This window comes from Methylorubrum populi, from assembly GCA_036946625.1.
In the GTDB taxonomy this organism is placed as follows: Bacteria; Pseudomonadota; Alphaproteobacteria; order Rhizobiales; family Beijerinckiaceae; genus Methylobacterium; species Methylobacterium populi_C.
Window position 1 is genome coordinate 2406837 of record JAQIIU010000003.1, and the last position, 18170, is coordinate 2425006.

10 protein-coding genes are annotated in these 18170 nt (G+C 67.4%); 3 read left to right on the forward strand and 7 right to left on the reverse strand.

The features are described 5' to 3' along the window. Positions 1-302 precede the first annotated feature (302 nt). From rpoC to rplJ, 4 genes are all read right to left on the reverse strand, one after another. Complete coding sequence (gene rpoC / locus PGN25_22685; protein ID MEH3120310.1) at positions 303-4520, reverse strand: DNA-directed RNA polymerase subunit beta'; 4218 nt, start codon at positions 4518-4520, stop codon at positions 303-305. Positions 4521-4695: 175 nt separating this feature from the next. Next, a complete protein-coding gene (gene rpoB, locus PGN25_22690; GenBank protein MEH3120311.1) occupies positions 4696-8823 on the reverse strand; it encodes a DNA-directed RNA polymerase subunit beta in 4128 nt (1375 codons plus the stop codon). 263 nt (positions 8824-9086) lie between these two features. Further along, the gene (rplL, locus tag PGN25_22695; GenBank protein ID MEH3120312.1) at positions 9087-9467 is read right to left on the reverse strand and encodes a 50S ribosomal protein L7/L12; all 381 of its coding nucleotides are present in this window, start codon (positions 9465-9467) and stop codon (positions 9087-9089) included. A gap of 57 nt (positions 9468-9524) precedes the next feature. After that, positions 9525-10043, reverse strand: a complete 519-nt coding sequence (gene rplJ / locus PGN25_22700; protein ID MEH3120313.1) for a 50S ribosomal protein L10 — start codon at positions 10041-10043, stop codon at positions 9525-9527. 674 nt (positions 10044-10717) lie between these two features. On the opposite strand from rplJ, the gene PGN25_22705 reads away from it, so the two are divergent. Beyond that, the gene (locus PGN25_22705) at positions 10718-10867 is read left to right on the forward strand and encodes a hypothetical protein (GenBank protein MEH3120314.1); all 150 of its coding nucleotides are present in this window, start codon (positions 10718-10720) and stop codon (positions 10865-10867) included. Between the two features lie 115 nt (positions 10868-10982). Here the strand turns inward: PGN25_22705 and PGN25_22710 are convergent, their stop codons facing one another. Beyond that, positions 10983-12494 (reverse strand): porin, encoded by a 1512-nt coding sequence (locus PGN25_22710; GenBank protein ID MEH3120315.1) that lies wholly within the window; start codon positions 12492-12494, stop codon positions 10983-10985. Positions 12495-13244: 750 nt separating this feature from the next. On the opposite strand from PGN25_22710, the gene PGN25_22715 reads away from it, so the two are divergent. Further along, positions 13245-14888, forward strand: coding sequence for a B12-binding domain-containing radical SAM protein (locus tag PGN25_22715; GenBank protein ID MEH3120316.1), 1644 nt, complete (start codon positions 13245-13247; stop codon positions 14886-14888). A gap of 510 nt (positions 14889-15398) precedes the next feature. Here PGN25_22715 and PGN25_22720 read toward each other — a convergent pair. Continuing rightward, complete coding sequence (locus PGN25_22720) at positions 15399-15548, reverse strand: diguanylate cyclase (protein MEH3120317.1); 150 nt, start codon at positions 15546-15548, stop codon at positions 15399-15401. Positions 15549-15600: 52 nt separating this feature from the next. After that, the gene (locus tag PGN25_22725) at positions 15601-16926 is read right to left on the reverse strand and encodes an OmpP1/FadL family transporter (protein ID MEH3120318.1); all 1326 of its coding nucleotides are present in this window, start codon (positions 16924-16926) and stop codon (positions 15601-15603) included. 262 nt (positions 16927-17188) lie between these two features. On the opposite strand from PGN25_22725, the gene PGN25_22730 reads away from it, so the two are divergent. Further along, positions 17189-18073 (forward strand): fumarylacetoacetate hydrolase family protein, encoded by an 885-nt coding sequence (locus PGN25_22730; protein ID MEH3120319.1) that lies wholly within the window; start codon positions 17189-17191, stop codon positions 18071-18073. Positions 18074-18170: the final 97 nt, after the last annotated feature.

Below are 18170 nucleotides of genomic sequence, written 5' to 3' on the forward strand. Positions count from 1 at the left end.
CCGACGGATCAAGATTGCTTGCGACCTCGCAGTCGATCCAGAAGCGATCCCGCCGGCGGCCCTCCCGTTGTCGCTCCGGTTCCGTCGCCGGAAAAGACCGACAAACCCAACGTACAATCCAGGGCGCGACATCTCCGAAAAGGGCGCGCCCTGGATTGCTGGCGCCGAGCCTCGCGATGGCGGAGGAGAGCCCGAACACCAACCGGATGCCGTATCGTCCGCTCGGCGGGATAGCTGGGCAAGCGCCCCGGCTCTCGCGAGCCGGGGCCTTTTCATGTCGTGGTCCCGAAGGGAGCGACCGATTACTCGGCCGCGGCCGGGGGCAACTCGCTGAGCTCGGCGGCGTTGGCCGCGTTCTCGGCGGAGCGCTGCTGCAGGATCAGGCTGTCGCGGCGGCGGGCGATGGAGCGGATGTCCGCCGCGAGCGAGCCGGTGCCGGCCGGGATGAGCGAACCGACGATGACGTTCTCCTTGAGGCCTTCCAGGGTGTCGACCTTGCCGTTGACCGCCGCCTCCGTGAGGACGCGGGTGGTCTCCTGGAACGAGGCCGCCGAGATGAACGACTTGGTCTGCAGGCTCGCCTTGGTGATGCCGAGCAGGACGGGCACGCCCTGGATCGGCTTCTTGCCCTCGGCGAGCAGCTTCTCGTTGAACTCGGCGAGTTCCGTCCGGTCGATCTGGTCGCCGGTGAGGATGTCGGAATCGCCGCCGTCGGTGATCTCCACCTTCTGCAGCATCTGCCGGACGATGACCTCGATGTGCTTGTCGTTGATCGACACGCCCTGGAGCCGGTAGACCTCCTGGATCTCGTTGACGAGGTAGGCGGCCAGCTCCTCCACGCCCTTGATCGCCAGGATGTCGTGCGGCGCCGGGTTGCCGTCGACGATGTAGTCGCCGAGCTCGACCACGTCCCCGTCCTGCAGGTGGATGTGCTTGCCCTTGGGGATCAGGTACTCGACCGGCTCCGAACCGTCGTGCGGCGTCAGCGTCAGGCGACGCTTGTTCTTGTAGTCGCGGCCGAACTGGATCGAGCCGGACTTCTCGGCGATGATCGCCGCATCCTTCGGGCGACGTGCCTCGAACAGCTCCGCCACCCGCGGCAGACCGCCGGTGATGTCGCGGGTCTTGGCCGATTCCGTCGAGACGCGGGCGAGCACGTCGCCGGCCTTCACCTTCGCCCCCGGATCGAGACCGATGATGGCATCGACCGGCAGGAAGTAGCGGGCATCCGAGCCGCGCGGCAGCTTCACCGCCTTGCCGTCCCGATCCAGCACCAGCATCGCCGGCTTCAGGTCGGAGGTGCGGGCCGAGCCGCGCCAGTCGATGACGACGCGCTTGGCGATGCCGGTCGACTCGTCGGTGGTCTCGGTGATGGACTGACCGTCGTAGAGATCCTCGTAGCCGACGATGCCGTCCACCTCGGCGACGATCGGACGGGTGTAGGGATCCCACTCGGCGATCCGCTGCCCGCGCTTGATCGTGTCGCCCTCGTCCACGCGCACCTTGGCGCCGTATTGCAGGCGGTGGACCGCCCGCTCGGTGCCGTCGGAACCGACGATCACCACCGCGACCGAGCGGCCGGTGGCGATGAGGTCGCCGTCCGAGTTCTTGGCCAGCGACCGGTTGCGGATGCGGATCGTGCCCTCGAAGCTCGACTCGATGAAGGACGAATCCGCGATCTGCGCCGCGCCGCCGATGTGGAAGGTGCGCATGGTGAGCTGGGTGCCCGGCTCGCCGATCGACTGCGCCGCGATGACGCCGACGGCCTCGCCCATGTTGACGGGCGTGCCGCGGGCGAGGTCGCGCCCGTAGCAGGTGGCGCAGACGCCGCTCTTGGTCTGGCAGACCAGCACCGAGCGGATCTTCACCTCCTGGATGCCGGCGGCGTTGATCGCCGGCAGGTGGCGCTCCTCGATCGTCTCGCCGGTCGCGACGATGACGCTGCCGTCGCTCGCCACCAGATCCTCGGCCGCGGCACGGCCCAGGATGCGGATGGCGAGCGGGGCGACGACCTGGCCGGCATCGATGATGGCGCGCATCTTGATGCCGTTGGTGGTGCCGCAATCCGTCTCGCGGATCACGGCGTCCTGCGCCACGTCGACGAGGCGGCGGGTGAGATACCCGGAATTCGCGGTCTTCAGCGCCGTGTCCGCGAGGCCCTTGCGGGCGCCGTGGGTGGAGTTGAAGTACTCGAGAACGTCGAGGCCTTCCTTGAAGTTCGAGATGATCGGGGTCTCGATGATCTCGCCCGAGGGCTTGGCCATGAGGCCGCGCATCGCCGCGAGCTGCTTCATCTGCGCCGGCGAACCGCGGGCGCCCGAGTGGCTCATCATGTAGATCGAGTTGACCTGACGGTCGGCCCCCTTGTCGTCCTTCTGGACGGCGGAGATCCGGCCCATCATCTCGGCGGCGAGCTTGTCGGAACACTTCGCCCAGGCATCGACGACCTTGTTGTACTTCTCGCCCTGGGTGATCAGGCCGTCGTTGTACTGCTGCTCGTAATCCTTCACCAGCGCGCGGGTGTCGTCGACGATCGACCACTTGTTCTCCGGCACGACCATATCGTCCTTGCCGAACGAGATGCCGGCGCGGAAGGCGTGGCTGAAGCCAAGCGCCATGATGCGGTCGCAGAAGATCACCGATTCCTTCTGACCGCAGTGGCGGTAGACGGTGTCGATCATCGCCGAGATCTCCTTCTTCGTCATCAGCTTGTTGACGACGTCGAAGGGCACCTTCGGGTGCCGCGGCAGCACGCCGGACAGGATCACGCGGCCCGGGGTCGTGTCGTAGATCTTCGACACGGGCTCGCCGTCCGGCCCGAGGCCGCGCCAGCGCCACTTGATCTTCGAGTGCAGCGACACGGTCTTGGCCGCGAGCGCGTGCTCGAGCTGACCGATATCGCCGAACACGCCCTGCATCGGGTTGTTCCTGTCGCCGGCCTTGTGCTCGCCGACCGCGCCGTCGGCGACGATCGAGAGGTAGTAGAGGCCGAGAACGATGTCCTGCGACGGCACGATGATCGGCTGGCCGTTGGCCGGGTGCAGGATGTTGTTGGTCGACATCATCAGGACGCGCGCCTCCAACTGGGCCTCGAGGCTCAGGGGGACGTGCACGGCCATCTGGTCGCCGTCGAAGTCGGCGTTGAACGCGGCGCAGACCAGCGGGTGGAGCTGGATCGCCTTGCCCTCGATCAGCTTCGGCTCGAACGCCTGGATGCCCAGCCGGTGCAGCGTCGGCGCGCGGTTGAGCATGACGGGATGCTCGCGGATGACCTCATCGAGGATGTCCCAGACCTCCGGCTTTTCCTTCTCGACGAGTTTTTTTGCTTGTTTGACGGTCGCGGAAAAGCCCTTGGCGTCGAGGCGCGCGTAGATGAACGGCTTGAACAGCTCCAGCGCCATCTTCTTCGGCAGGCCGCACTGGTGCAGCTTCAACTCCGGGCCGACCACGATGACCGAGCGGCCCGAGTAGTCGACGCGCTTGCCGAGCAGGTTCTGGCGGAAGCGGCCCTGCTTGCCCTTCAGCATGTCGGCGAGCGACTTCAGCGGACGCTTGTTGGCACCCGTGATGACGCGGCCGCGGCGGCCGTTGTCGAACAGCGCATCGACCGCCTCCTGAAGCATGCGCTTCTCGTTGCGGATGATGATGTCGGGCGCACGCAGCTCGATCAGCCGCTTCAGGCGGTTGTTGCGGTTGATGACGCGGCGATAGAGGTCGTTGAGGTCGGAGGTCGCGAAGCGGCCGCCGTCCAGCGGCACCAGCGGGCGCAGGTCCGGCGGGATGACCGGCACGACCGTCAGGATCATCCACTCGGGGCGGTTGCCGGAGAGCTGGAACGCCTCGATGATCTTGAGGCGCTTCATCAGCTTCTTGGGCTTCAGTTCGGAGGTCGTCGTCGCGATCTCCTCCTTGAGCGCGGTCGCGATGCCTTCGAGGTCGAGTTCCTGCAGGATGCGCCGGATCGCCTCGGCGCCGATCATCGCCGTGAACGAATCCTCGCCGTACTCCTCCTGCGCGCGCAGGTACTCCTCCTCCGACAGGAGCTGACGCTCCTTGAGGGGGGTGAGGCCCGGCTCGATGACGACGTAGGACTCGAAGTACAGGATTCGCTCGAGATCCTTGAGCGCCATGTCGAGCAGCAGGCCGATGCGGCTCGGCAGCGACTTCAGGAACCAGATATGCGCGACGGGGGCGGCCAGCTCGATATGGCCCATGCGGTCGCGCCGCACGCGCGCGAGGGTGACCTCGACGCCGCACTTCTCGCAGATGACGCCCTTGTACTTCATGCGCTTGTACTTGCCGCACAAGCACTCGTAGTCCTTGATCGGCCCGAAGATGCGCGCGCAGAACAGGCCGTCGCGCTCGGGCTTGAAGGTGCGGTAGTTGATCGTCTCGGGCTTCTTGATCTCGCCGTAGGACCACGAGAGGATTTTTTCCGGCGACGAGATCGAGATCTTGATCTGGTCGAAGCTCTGCGGCTGGGCCTGCTGATTGAAAAGGTTCATGACCTCTTGGTTCATGATCCGCTCCTTGCTCGCCGGCTGCCCCGCGCCTGGGCAGTCCCGGCTTGATCCTCATGGCGCCGCGCTCGTCCGGAGCGCCGCTGGCCGTCGTCGGTCGGAAGGCTCCGCCCCTTCCCGCTCGACCGCGGCGGCGCCTCGCGAGAGGCACCGCCGCGGGAGGTGAACCCGGTCGTTACTCGGCGGCGTCGGCCGGCGGCTCGATCTGGTCGTTGGCCGCCTGCTGCTTGGAGTTGGTCAGCTCGACGTTGAGGCCGAGCGAGCGCATCTCCTTGACGAGCACGTTGAAGGATTCGGGGATGCCGGCCTCGAAGGTGTCGTCGCCGCGGACGATCGCCTCGTAGACCTTGGTGCGGCCGGCCACGTCGTCCGACTTCACCGTCAGCATCTCCTGCAGCGTGTAGGCCGCGCCGTAGGCCTCCAGCGCCCAGACCTCCATCTCGCCGAAGCGCTGGCCGCCGAACTGCGCCTTGCCGCCCAGCGGCTGCTGGGTGACGAGCGAGTACGGGCCGATCGAGCGCGCGTGGATCTTGTCGTCCACGAGGTGGTGCAGCTTCAGCATGTAGATGTAGCCCATGGTGACCTTGCGGTCGAAGGGCTCGCCGGTGCGGCCGTCGTAGAGGGTCGACTGCGCCGAGCGGTCGAGCCCGGCCATCTCCAGCATCGTCTCGATGTCGGCTTCCTTGGCGCCGTTGAACACGGGGGTCGCCATCGGCACGCCGCGGCGGACGTTGTTGCCGGCCTCCGCCAGATCCTCGTCCGACAGGCCTTCCAGCTCCGCGGGGGAGTAGATCGCCTTCATCTCCTCCTTGAGCGGGCCGATGTCCTGCGTCTTCAGATAGGCATCGACCGCCCTGGACACCTTGCGACCCAGGCCCGCGGCCGCCCAGCCGAGGTGGGTCTCGAGGATCTGGCCGACGTTCATGCGCGAGGGCACGCCGAGCGGGTTGAGCACGATGTCGGCATGCGTCCCGTCCTCCAGGAACGGCATGTCCTCGATCGGCACGATGCGCGACACGACACCCTTGTTGCCGTGGCGGCCGGCCATCTTGTCGCCGGGCTGGATCTTGCGCTTCACCGCCACGAAGACCTTGACCATCTTCATGACGCCGGGAGGCAGCTCGTCGCCGCGCTGCAGCTTCTCGACCTTGTCGAGGAAGCGCTGTTCGAGGCGCTTCTTCGACTCGTCATACTGCTTCTGCATCGCCTCGATCTCCGTCATCAGACGGTCGTCGACGACGGCGAACTGCCACCATTGCGAGCGGGGATACTCGCCGATGATCTCCCGGGTCAGCGTCGTGTCCTTGTGGAAGCCCTTCGGACCGGCGATCGGCGCCTGACCGATCAGCACCTCGGCGAGCCGGGCGTAGGTGTTGCGGTCGAGGATGGTCTGCTCGTCGTCGCGGTCCTTGGCGAGACGCTCGATCTCCTCGCGCTCGATGGCCTGCGCGCGCTCGTCCTTGTCGACGCCGTGGCGGTTGAACACCCGCACCTCGACGATCGTGCCGGTCACGCCCGGGGGAACCCGCAGCGAGGTATCGCGCACGTCGGACGCCTTCTCGCCGAAGATGGCGCGCAGGAGCTTCTCCTCCGGCGTCATCGGGCTCTCGCCCTTCGGCGTGATCTTGCCGACGAGGATGTCGCCGGCATGCACCTCGGCGCCGATATAGACGATGCCGGCCTCGTCGAGGTTCTTCAGCGCCTCTTCCGAGACGTTCGGGATGTCGCGGGTGATCTCCTCCGGACCCAGCTTGGTGTCGCGGGCCATCACCTCGAATTCCTCGATGTGGATCGAGGTGAACACGTCATCCTTCACGATCCGCTCGGAGAGCAGGATCGAATCCTCGAAGTTGTAGCCGTTCCACGGCATGAACGCGACGAGCACGTTGCGGCCGAGCGCGAGCTCGCCGAACTCGGTGGACGGTCCGTCGGCGATGATCTCGCCCTTCTTCACCGGCTCGCCGACGCGCACCAGCGGCTTCTGCGTGATGCAGGTCGACTGGTTCGAGCGCTGGAACTTCTGCAGGCGATAGATGTCGACGCCCGGCTTCGTCGGGTCCGTTTCTTCCGTGGCGCGGATGACGATACGGGTGGCGTCCACCTGATCGACGATGCCGGAGCGGCGGGCGGCGATGGCGGCGCCGGAATCGCGGGCGACCACGGCCTCCATGCCGGTGCCGACGAAGGGCGCGTCGGCGCGAACCAGCGGCACCGCCTGGCGCTGCATGTTCGAGCCCATCAGCGCGCGGTTGGCGTCGTCGTTCTCGAGGAACGGGATCAAGGCCGCTGCGACCGAGACGAGCTGCTTCGGGCTCACGTCCATGAGGTCCACGCGGTCGGGGGCAACCACGATGACCTCGCCCGCGCGGCGGCAGACCACGAGGTCGTCCGTCAGCCGGCGCGCCGCGTCCATGCCGGCATTGGCCTGGGCGACGTAGTACTTCGCCTCCTCCATGGCGGAGAGGTAGGCGACCTCGTCGGTCACCACGCCGTCCTTCACCCGGCGGAACGGCGTCTCGATGAAGCCGTACTTGTTGACGCGGGCGAAGGTCGCCAGCGAGTTGATCAGGCCGATATTCGGGCCCTCCGGCGTCTCGATCGGGCAGATGCGGCCGTAGTGGGTCGGGTGCACGTCGCGCACCTCGAAGCCGGCACGCTCGCGGGTCAGACCGCCCGGGCCGAGGGCCGACAGGCGGCGCTTGTGCGTCACCTCCGACAGCGGGTTGGTCTGGTCCATGAACTGCGAGAGCTGCGACGAGCCGAAGAATTCTCGCACGGCGGCAGCCGCGGGCTTCGCGTTGATCAGGTCCTGCGGCATCACCGTGTCGATGTCGACCGACGACATGCGCTCCTTGATGGCGCGCTCCATCCGCAGGAGGCCCAGACGGTACTGGTTCTCCATCAGCTCGCCGACCGAGCGGACGCGGCGGTTGCCGAGATGGTCGATGTCGTCGATCTCGCCCTTGCCGTCGCGCAGGTCCACCAGCGCCTTGACGACCGCGAGCATGTCCTCGCGGCGCAGCGTGCGCACGGTGTCGGCGGCGTCGAGGTCGAGGCGCATGTTCATCTTCACGCGGCCGACCGCGGAGAGGTCGTAGCGCTCGGCGTCGAAGAACAGCGAGTGGAACATCGCTTCCGCCGTGTCGAGCGTCGGCGGCTCGCCCGGACGCATGACGCGGTAGATGTCGAACAGCGCACCCTCGCGGGCCGAGTTCTTGTCGACCGCGAGGGTGTTGCGGATGTAGGGGCCGACATTGACGTGGTCGATGTCGAGCACCGGGATCTCGGTGACGCCGATCTCGTCGAGCGCCTTGAGCAGCTTCTCGGAGATCTCGTCGCCGGCCTCGGCCCAGATCTCGCCGGTCTTCACGTTGACGAGGTCCTCGGCGATGTACTGGCCGACGAGATCCTCGTCGGTCGCACGCAGGAACTTGGTGCCCTTCTCGGCGATCAGGCGGGCGTTGCGGGCGTTGAGCTTCTTGCCCGCCTCCAGCACCACCTCGCCGGAATCGGCGTCGATGAGGTCGACGGAGGCCTTGAAGCCCTTCAGACGCTCGGCGTCGAACGGCACGCGCCAGTCCGCCCCGTCCCGCTCGTAGGTGACGCGGTTGTAGAAGGTCGAGAGGATCTCCTCGCCGTCGAGGCCGAGCGCGAACAGCAGCGAGGTCACCGGCAGCTTGCGCTTGCGGTCGATGCGCACGTGCACGATGTCCTTGGCGTCGAACTCGACGTCGAGCCAGGAACCCCGATAGGGGATGATGCGGGCGGCAAACAGCAGCTTGCCCGAGGAGTGCGTCTTGCCCTTGTCGTGGTCGAAGAACACGCCCGGAGAGCGGTGCATCTGCGAGACGATGACGCGCTCGGTGCCGTTGACGATGAAGGTGCCGTTGTCCGTCATGAGCGGCATGTCGCCCATGTAGACGTCCTGCTCCTTGATGTCCTTGACCGACTTGGCGCCGGTGTCGGGATCCACGTCGAACACGATCAGGCGCAGCGTCACCTTGAGCGGGGCCGCGAAAGTGATGCCGCGCTGGCGGCACTCGTCGACGTCGTATTTCGGCGCCTCGAAGGTGTAGCGCACGAACTCCAAGAGCGCCGTCGAGGCGAAGTCCGAGATCGGGAACACCGACTTGAAGACGCTCTGGAGGCCCTCGTCGGCGCGTCCGCCTTCCGGCTCGTCCACCATCAGGAACTGGTCGTAGGACGCCTTCTGAACCTCGATGAGGTTCGGCATCTCGGCGACTTCCCGGATCTTGCCGAAGAACTTGCGAATGCGCTTGCGACCGACCAGCGTATTGGCCATGAGACCTCGCTCCACCACCTCAGCGTAGGGTGCCCGGGGAAGGCGAAACACCTCCCGTCACCGGGCTCGAAGGGCCGCCCCGCCGGACGGTCGGCCCACCCGAACCGAATTCGTCTTCCGTATCGCCGCGCGCGCCCGCCCTCGGGAACCGCGGCCGCCCGAAGCGGCGTTAGCCCGCGAGCCGGAGCCCGCGGGCGTCTGGCCGGCGCACCTCCGAGGAGCGCGCGCCGGATGCGATGGGCCGGGAACGGCCCATCGACGGATTACTTGAGCTCGACCTTGGCGCCGGCCTTCTCGAGCTGGGCCTTGATCTTCTCGGCCTCGTCCTTGGCCACCGACTCCTTGACCGGCTTCGGGGCGCCCTCGACGAGGTCCTTGGCCTCCTTGAGGCCGAGGCCGGTGATCGCGCGGACCTCCTTGATGACCTCGATCTTCTTGTCGCCGGCCGCGGCCAGGACGACGGTGAACTCGGTCTGCTCCTCGGCGGCCGGGGCGGCGGCACCACCCCCGGCCGGGCCGGCGGCGACGGCGACGGCGGCAGCGGCCGAGACGCCCCACTTCTCCTCGAGGAGCTTGGCGAGCTCGGCGGCCTCGAGAACGGTCAGCGAGGAGAGATCCTCGACGATCTTGGCGAGATCAGCCATGTGAATGTCCTTTGCGTATATCGGTTTGAACGGATGGTTTCGCTAGGGGGAAACGGCTCAGGCCGCCTCGTCCTTCTTGGCATAGGCCCCGAACACGCGGGCGAGCTTGGCCGCCGGCGCGTTGACGACCTGGGCGACCTTGGTCGCGGGAGCCTGGATGAGGCCCACGAGCTTGGCGCGCAGTTCGTCGAGGGACGGGAGCGAGGCGAGCGCCTTCACGCCGTCCGGGTTCAGGGCAGTCGTTCCCATGGCGCCGCCGAGAATCACGAGCTTTTCGTTCGTCTTGGCGAAGTCCACCGCAACCTTGGCGGCCGCGACCGGATCGCTCGAATAGGCGAGCAGGGTCGGGCCCTTCAGGAGGGGCTTGATGGAGGCGACGTCCGTGCCATCGAGAGCGATGCTGGCGAGCCGGTTCTTGGCGACCTTCACGGTGGCGCCGGCCTGCTTCATCTGCGAGCGCAGCTTCTGCATGTCGGCGACCGTGAGGCCCTTGTAGTGGGCCACGACGACGACGGCGTTCGCGGTGAACACGCCGTTGAGCGTCGAGACGAGATCAGCTTTAGCTGTCCGGTCCACTGGTGCTCTCTCCGGTTGGCGGAACCTGAGACAGGTCCGCCGGTTGCACTTGCCGCCCGGAACGGATCTCGGCTGAGAAGCCGGAACCGTCGCCCGGGCGACGTCTCACGGCCCTGTCCCCTTGAAGCGCCCGTGAAGGCGCCTCGCGGGTGAGATTGGTTCAAACCGATGCCTCCCTCCGGTGCCGGTCGGCCCCGAAGCGAGGTGTGTCAAAATTCGGTCTTCCCCGTCTGTGCAGGCTGTCGCCGATTAAGCCGGTTGCCCGGCGCCTGCAGTCTCGGACAGGACATAGCCGGAAACGGCGCTCGGAGCCGCTGCCCCAAGTCCCTTCCGGCCATCACCGCCCGGTCGCCCGGGCGGCATCTCGAACGGAAACCGACCGATCGGCCGATCCCTTCCAATGGGTGAATTCGTGGAGCGCGGTCTATAGCGGCGTGCAAGCCGCCTGCCAAGTCCCGCACCGCGACTTTTCCGTCGCAGGCAAGGGCGCATCGAGGCGCATCGGGCGGGGATGCGGGGCAGGCCCGCGCGCCACCGTCCGCTCGCGCTGTCGTCCGCGACACCGGCCCCGGCACCGCCCCCCCGTGTGCGCCAGCGCATCCGCGTGGAGGCGGAAGCCGGCCTACACCGCCGCGCCCGAGCTTTGAGGGCAGGCGTTGAGGATGTTTCGGGCGATGGCCTCGAAGCTGCTGCCGGTGCTGAGCGTGCTCGTCTTCGTCGTGGACGGCCATCTGCCGGGCATGCGCGAATTGCGCAACCCGGATGCGGAGGGCGGCAAAGGCGCCGGGCGCACCACCGTCCTGTCGAAGCAGGCCGAGGCGTGACGACGGCCCGCCGCCCGACCGAAGCGGCGGGCCCGGTCGTCACGTCCGCGCGGCGCCCTGGGGAGGGGGCCACCCGCCTTCCCGAAGGGATCGACCGGATGCCGCCCGGCGCCGATCAGTAGTTGATCTGCAACTGGCCGCGGAACAGGTCGCCTTCGGCCCGGCCGAAGCGTCCGACATTGGCCTCGCGCCGCTTCATGTTGGCGTAGGCCAGGGTGAGTTCGACCGCCTTGATCGGCTGGAACTCGATGCCCAACTCGAACTCGTCGGTATCGAGCCGCGGGGCGTTCGTGCCGACCTTCCAGCCGCCATCGTAGGTCTGCCAGCGGGCGTAGGGCATGAACGGGCCGACCGGGGAGTGGTCGACCTTGTACATCGCCTGGACGTAGCCGCCCTGGAGCGGCTTGGTCTGGATCGCCCGGGCGATGGGATCGTATTCCGGGCCGCGGCCCCAGTTCCACTCCGCCTGGAGACCGAAGGGCTGCGGATACAGGATCGCGTGCAGGCCGACGCGTTCGTCGTCGTAGCCGTTGCCGAGTGTCGTGCCGACGACCTCGGGCCTGAAGCGGTTGCGGTAGGCCGAGCCGCCGACCTCCAGCACCTGCCCCTTGAAGATGTCGCCCAGCCCGTCGAGCTCGAACGGCCAGGTCGCCATCATGACCGTCATCAGGTCCTTGTTGCCCTCGAGCCGATTGATGGTCTGGCCGTTGTAGATGCCGACGCCGAAGGCGCCGTAATTGCCGAACAGCTTCTGTCCGCCCTTGGCCAAGCGGTCCCAGATGCGCTGCACGTGCCAGGGCGTGTAGTAGAACGAGATACCGATGTCGCGCTCGCCGGGCACCGCGCTGTTGATCGCATCGGAGCGGTCGAGCGTGAGGCGGTTCTGCGAGGATTGCAGGTTTTCCCAGCCATACTGCACCTTCTGCTGGCCGAAGCGCAGGCGGGTGCGGCGCTCATCGTCGAGGAACACGTCCGCGTAGGCGTCGCGCAACTGCGTGAAGTGCTGGCGATCGCTCACGCCGACAGCGAAGTCGGGCTGGATGTAGATGAACACCCGCTCGTGGATGTCGCCTTGCAGGATCAGGCGCACCCGGCGGAAGAGGAAGTTGCTGCGGTCGCTGATGCTGCTGTCGTGGACGGAGCGCAGGCGCGAGAGGCCGGCCGGAGCGGTGTCGTCGCCGGACAGGAACTCGTTGCCGCGCAACTGCGTGTAGCCGCGCAGCGACAGGCGCTCGAACCAGGTCTTGGGCCGGGACGCATGGTTCGGCCCGTCTTCGAGCAGTTGCGGCGCGGGCGGCACCAGGGCGTCGTACCACGTTTCCGGTTCGTCGATGGCGAAGCGGTGGGGAACCAGGCCGGGAACGGCCGGCTGCGCCACCGCGGATTCGATCGGCCGGCCGGCCGCCGGGAAGGTGCCGGCATCGGTGGTGCGGGCGTTCGCGGGCCGCGTGGCGACGGGGCCCGCACGCCGGGGCCCCCTGCCCTGCGCCTCGGCCTGCGCCTTGATCATCGCCTTCAGCTCATTGATCTGGCGCTGCAGCTCCGCGACCGTCTGGGCCCGGGCCTGCGTGCCCGGCAGCACCAGGGCACTCGACAAGAGCAGCGCGGTCAGAAGACGTCGTTTCATCTCTCGAACCCCCTTTAGCCGCATTCCGGGCCGGCGTGATGACGCTCGCCGTGTTGTGCCGGAATGCGCCCAGCCTTCGGTTGCCAATCGTCAGGCGCAGCACGCACGCCGATCGGCCGAACGGAACATCCTCGCCGCACGCACCACGGAAGGCGCGGAGACCGGCGAAGTCGTTAGTCGGCTCAATCGCTTAGCGACCCCGGCGGCGCGTCCCACAGCCATGCTTGGCCGATAGCACCGGGCTGGAAGGATTAAAAGTAATTCGCGACAAAACACGAGGATTAATCAGACACATTATTTGTATTACGGGCGATAACGCCAATTAATCCGATGTTTTGCAAGTTTATTTCGTCATAAAAGTGACGTCATAATGTGATTTACTGTATCTTTGAACCATCTCGATTGGCCGTTTTTTCGACGACCATCTGCCCGGACGGGTTGCGCAGGAATCGCGTGATCGGGGCGGTGAGAGGCGAAATCGTCACGGGCAAGCGTCGGCGGGCGCAGACTTCGCCGGATCGAGCGGCTTTCCGCATGCATTCGCCGCATGCCACTGCCGCCGCTGCCGTTTCAGGACCCGGATGTGTCCTCGAAGCCGCACCAAATCGCGGGAGCGCCGGGCCCGGGCGGCGGGCTCGCACGCGTCGTGCGGCGGAGCTTCGGTCCAAGAGCCGGATTCAGGTGCCCGCAAGCATCGTGTCGCGCCAAAGAGGGGACGCCAACGCGACGGGCTGTGCTAGATAGGGGACCATGCGATGCCCCCTTCCCGTCTCGTCCCGCCGGCGCGTCCTGTGCGTCTTCCCCGCCTACACGCCGTCCTTCGGCACCTTCTCCCACGCCTATCCGCTGATGGGCGGGGTCAAGGCGTTCATGCCGCCCCAGGGCCTCCTGGTGATCGCGGCCTACATGCCCGAGAGCTGGGAATGCCGCTTCGTCGATGAGAACATCCGGCCCGCCTCGCCGCAGGATTTCGCCTGGGCCGACGCGGTGTTCGTCTCGGGGATGCACATCCAGGAGGGCCAGATCCACGACATCGGCCGGCGGGCGCACGAAGCCGGCAAGGTCGCGGTGCTCGGCGGCCCCTCCGTCTCCGGCGCGCCGGAGAAGTACCCGGACTTCGACTACCTCCATGTCGGCGAGATCGGCGACGCCACCGACCGGCTGATCGAGATTTTGGACCGCGACCTGACGCGTCCGGCAGGCCAGATCGTGCTCGACACCAAGGACCGGCTGGCGCTGGCCGACTTCCCGGCCCCGGCCTACGAGGCGGTGCCGCTCAAGCGCTACCTGATCGGCTCGCTGCAATTCTCCTCGGGCTGCCCCTATCGCTGCGAGTTCTGCGACATCCCGCAGCTCTACGGCCGGCAGCCGCGGCTGAAGAGCCCGGAGCAGATGTGCGCCGAGTTGGACGCCATCGTCAGCCAGCCGGGCCACCCGGCGGTGGTCTACTTCGTCGACGACAACTTCATCGGCAACCGCAAGGCGACCCGCGAGATGCTGCCGCATCTGGTGGAGTGGCAGAAGGAGAACGGCTACCCGCTCCAGTTCGCCTGCGAGGCGACGCTGAACATGGCCAAGCAGCCCGAGATCCTCGAACTGATGCGGCAGGCCAACTTCATGACGGTGTTCGTCGGCATCGAGACACCGGAGGCCGACGCGCTGAAGGGCATCGACAAGACCCACAACGCCGCCGTGCCGATGTACGAGGCGATCCAAACGCTCAATTCCTACGGGCTGGAGGTGACCTCGGGCATCATCCTCGGGCTCGACTCGGATACCGACAAATCCGAGCAGAACCTGATCGACTTCATCGACCGGTCGGCGATTCCGGTGCTGACGATCAACCTGCTCCAGGCGCTGCCCAAGACCCCGCTCTGGGACCGGCTGGAGCGCGAGGGCCGGCTCGTCCACGACGCCAGCCTCGAATCGAACGTGCTGTTCAAGCGCCCGCACGACACGGTGGTGGGAAGCTGGCGCCGGGCCATCGCCCACGCCTACGCGCCCGAACAGCTCTTCGAGCGCTTCAAGCACCAGTGCGACGTGACCTACGGCAACCGCATCGCCACCCCGACGAAGGGCAAGCTGACGAAGACGAACCTGCGCCGCGGCCTGATCCTCGGCTTCAACATCATCACCCGGGTGGGCCTCTTCTCCGACTACCGCCGGCCGTTCTGGCAGGCGGCGGGCCACGCCCTGAAGCGCGGGCAGATCGAGGCGGTGTTCAACATGGGCTTCGTCGCCCACCACCTGATCCGCTTCACCCGCGAAGCCCTGCGCGGGGAGCACAACGCCTCCTTCTACGCCGCCAAGGCGGCGGAGGCCGAGGCGCAGCGCCGGCGCAGTTGGTGGGAGAACGCCCGCCGCCGGTTCGTGCCGGAGCGCGAGGCGGCCTGATCCCCCGGGTTTCGAAAGGGGCCATCCCTTTGGCAGGCTGCCGAAGAAGTCCCGGACAGGAGCAGGAACTTCTCCGCCGGCCGACTGGCGTTGCCGGCGGGCAGCGGCGACCCGCGGCTGCCATGTGCGGGTCGCCGCCTCCAACCGAGCCCCGGTCGGTCGGGAGAAGGTCTATCTGCCTCGCCAGAGTTTTTCAGCGGCCTGTCATATGACATTCAGTTGATGACTTCGGCCTCTCCTGCGTCATTGCGAGGCGAAGCCGTGGCCATCCAGGGCGCGACCTTTCCGGACCTTTCGCGTCCTGGATCGCTTCACTGCCGCTCGCGATGACGGAGTTGTGGCGAAACCCGAAGCGATCAATCGGAAACGGTATCAGAGCCTGTTTGACTGCGGTGATCCCATCTCGCCCCTCATCCTGAGGCGCCGGAGCGTCGCGGAGCCTCGAAGGGTGCTCCAGGCATCGCGCGGCGGGCTCTGGAGGATCCTTCGAGGCCCGCTGGCGCGGGCACCTCAGGATGAGGCTGTAGATAGGATAGCCGTGGTCGGGCGCAGTTCGGCCAGCATGCGCTTGGCCGCCTGCACCAGCAGGGCGTCGCCCGCCGCATGGCCGTGGACGTCGCTGACGGGCTTGAAGCGATCGAGGTCGAGACAGTAAGGGATCGCTTTCCGCCGCGCCGGGCCGAGGCGGGACCGGCGCGGGCTTCTTCGCAGGTCAGTACTTGCGCACCAGCGGGGCCGGAACGACGGCCGCGGGCGCGTCCCACTGGTAGCGGAAGCCGACCGAGACGACGTCGGCGCTGGCGTCGGTGAAGGCCGCGAGCGGGATGTTGGCGACGTTGTAGTCGCGGCCCGCGCCCGCCAGCAGGCGGCTGCGCTCCAGGAAGACGTGCGCGTAGCTCGCCGTCAGCAGCACCTTCTCGCTCCAGCGGTAGCTGCCGCCGACCGAGACGATGTAGCGGTCGTTGTCGGGCAGGCGCGCCGAACGGTTCGAGAAGTCGATCGGCCCGTCGTCGTAGGCGAAGCCCGCCCGCAGGGTCAGGTTCGGCGACCAGTCGTACTCGGCGCCGATCGCGTAGAAGAACGAATCCTTGAAGTTGAGCGGCAGGTGGTTGACCGGTACGCCGAGCGCCTGCGAGACGATGCCGATATCGCCGAGCCTCGACCAGTTGTCCCACTCGAAGCCGAGATTGAGCCGCGTGACCGGGTTGATCTCCTGGGTCAGGCCGACGCTGACCTTCTCCGGCGTGTTGAGGTTGGCCCGCACGACGCCGAGCGCCAGGGCCTGCCGCGGGTCGGGGAAACCGATCGAGCCTTCGAGGTCGTGATGGACCGAGGAGCGGTAGCCGACGCCGATCACCGTGCCGGCGGCGGGGGTGACCGTCACGCCCGCGGTGAAGCCGACGCCCCAGGAATCGCCCTTGAGGAAGCCCGACGGATAGAGGGCCGGGGACAGGCCGGGCACGGGCACCGCCTGGCGCAGGGTCAGGCGGAAGTACTCGATGTTCGGGCCGGCGGCGACGGACAGCCAGTCGTTGACCTTGAAGCCGACCACCGGGTTGAAGGCGAGCGAGAAGATCCGCGAGGAGCGGGCGTAGACCGAGCCCGCCCAGTCGTTGCGCGGCTTGGTGACGAGGCCGTAGGGCGCGCCGGTCTGGATGCCGACCCAGAGCCGGTCGGTGAGCTGGTAGGAGGTGGCGCCCGAGGGCACCACGGCGCCCTGGCCGATCTCGCCGGAGGAGCCGAAGGGCAGCAGCCCCGGCGCGGTGCCCACCGTCGGCGTGATCTCACCCGAGAGGTTGATGAAGGTCAGGCTCTGCTCGCTGGCAAATCCCGGCCGCATCGTCACGGTCGCCGGGTTCCAGAAGATCGACGAGACGCCCGCCCCGCCCGAGGCCGCGCCCGCGAAGGCGACGCCCAAACCCTGTGCACTCTGCTCACGCAGGCCGAAGGCACCGGCCTGCGCTCCCGTCACGCCCGCCATCGAAGCGGCCGCAACGGCTCCCGCGAGCCCGAGCGCGCGGATCGTCCCCCCAGTCATCTTGTCTCTCCGAAGCGTCTTCTTGCAGACCCAAGTTGCACCGACGATCGAAGAGGATTGCGCGCTCCCGGTCCAGAGGGAAAAAGCCGAAAGCTGAATTATAGATCAATTGAGGAGTTTATGTCACGGAACCACGGCTGTCCCGGGCGCTCTCGGGAGGCAGAGGCTGAACCGAGGCCCCGCTTGCACCCCGGACCGGCGACGGCCATGGTCTGGCGCCCCAAGGCAGGCCTCGGGCAGGACGGAGACGGAGACGCCGACGATGAAGTTGATCCGGCACGGTGCGAGCGGTGACGAGAAGCCGGGCCTCGTGGACGCGAAGGGCGGCTTGCGCGACCTCTCGGGGACCCTGCGCGACATCGCGGGAGCGGGCCTCGCGCGGGAATCGCTCGACCGGCTCGCGCGAATCGATCCGCAGAGCCTGCCGCTGCTGCCGCCCGACACCCGCCTCGGCCCCTGCGTCGGCGGCACCCGCAACTTCGTGGCGATCGGCCTGAACTACGCCGACCACGCCGCCGAGACCGGCGCCGCGATTCCGCCCGAGCCGATCGTCTTCAACAAGGCGCCCTCCTGCATCGTCGGCGCCAACGACACGGTGATCCTGCCCAAGGCCTCCGCCAAGACCGACTGGGAGGTGGAGCTCGCCGTGGTGATCGGCGCCCGCGCCTCCTACGTCCACGCCAACGAGGCCCTGCGCTACGTGGCGGGCCTGTGCATCTGCAACGACCTGTCCGAGCGCGAATTCCAGTTGGAGCGCGGCGGCACCTGGACCAAGGGCAAGGGCTGCCCGACCTTCGGCCCGCTCGGTCCCTGGCTCGTGACGCTGGACGAGATCCCCGACCTGAGGAACCTCTCGATGAGCCTCGACCTCAACGGCGAGCGGATGCAGACCGGCTCGACCGCGACGATGATCTTCGACGTCGCCCAGATCGTGGCCTACGTCTCGCACTTCATGATGCTGGAGCCCGGCGACGTCATCACCACCGGCACCCCGCCGGGCGTGGGGCTCGGCATGAAGCCGCCGCGCTTCCTCAGGAGCGACGACGAGATGGTCCTGCGCATCGATCGTCTCGGCGAGCAGCGCCAAAGGGTCGTGGCCTTCGACGACTGGACCGCGAAGGTCGCCGCGGGCGAGCCGACGAACTGACGGCCCACCGGTCGATGAAGGGCGCGGCGGGCCGCTTCGAACAGTCAGGCGCGGAACGGCGAGGCTTGATTTTCCCCCGCCTTCGCCCTCAAGGATG

Bases quoted from the DNA above. Each gene is read 5' to 3' on its own strand.
- rpoC (MEH3120310.1), bottom strand. From the start codon at position 4,520: ATGAACCAAGAGGTCATGAACCTTTTCAATCAGCAGGCCCAGCCGCAG.
- rpoB (MEH3120311.1), bottom strand. From the start codon at position 8,823: ATGGCCAATACGCTGGTCGGTCGCAAGCGCATTCGCAAGTTCTTCGGC.
- rplL (MEH3120312.1), bottom strand. From the start codon at position 9,467: ATGGCTGATCTCGCCAAGATCGTCGAGGATCTCTCCTCGCTGACCGTT.
- PGN25_22705 (MEH3120314.1), top strand. From the start codon at position 10,718: ATGGCCTCGAAGCTGCTGCCGGTGCTGAGCGTGCTCGTCTTCGTCGTG.
- PGN25_22710 (MEH3120315.1), bottom strand. From the start codon at position 12,494: ATGAAACGACGTCTTCTGACCGCGCTGCTCTTGTCGAGTGCCCTGGTG.
- PGN25_22715 (MEH3120316.1), top strand. From the start codon at position 13,245: ATGCGATGCCCCCTTCCCGTCTCGTCCCGCCGGCGCGTCCTGTGCGTC.
- PGN25_22725 (MEH3120318.1), bottom strand. From the start codon at position 16,926: ATGACTGGGGGGACGATCCGCGCGCTCGGGCTCGCGGGAGCCGTTGCG.
- PGN25_22730 (MEH3120319.1), top strand. From the start codon at position 17,189: ATGAAGTTGATCCGGCACGGTGCGAGCGGTGACGAGAAGCCGGGCCTC.